Genomic DNA, 522 nt, shown 5'->3' on the forward strand with positions numbered 1-522 from the left:
CGAGCGGTGATGCGATCTCATTCTTGCGAGAGTATGACAATCTCAATTTTGTTGAAGCAGTAGAAGAACTTGCCAAGATCGCGGGTGTTGAAGTGCCGCGAGACCAGCGTCTGCAGCAAGCATATGACGAAACGAAGCCATATTTTGAAGCTTTAGATGCCGTAGATAGGCGTTATAGAGAAGCTCTCGCTAATCATACCAGTAAAGATGTCGCACAGCGTTATATAAAAATGCGCGGTTTAAGTGATGAGGTGATTGAGCGTTTTGGTATCGGTTATGCGCCAGCTGAACGAGATTTTGTTGGAGGTCAGGCGGGAGACCGGCAGCTTGCTAAGCTCGTTGAAATGAAATTGGTCTCGCAAAAGTATGAGCGACCTTTTGATCTGTTTCAGAACCGTTTGATGTTTCCTATTCGGAACATGCGTGGCAAGACTGTTGGTTTTGGTGGAAGAACCTTAGGCGACGATAAAGCAAAGTACATCAACTCTCCCGAGTCTCGTGTTTTTCACAAAAGTAACGAGA

General features: G+C 45.8%; 1 protein-coding gene. It reads left to right on the top strand.

Annotation, left to right across the window (positions count from 1 at the left end; translation table 11 throughout):
- Positions 1-522: CHC2 zinc finger domain-containing protein (locus tag A3739_RS14480; RefSeq protein ID WP_231877086.1), on the top strand; the 522-nt coding region annotated here is incomplete at both ends.

Source organism: Oleiphilus sp. HI0067, from assembly GCF_001635735.1.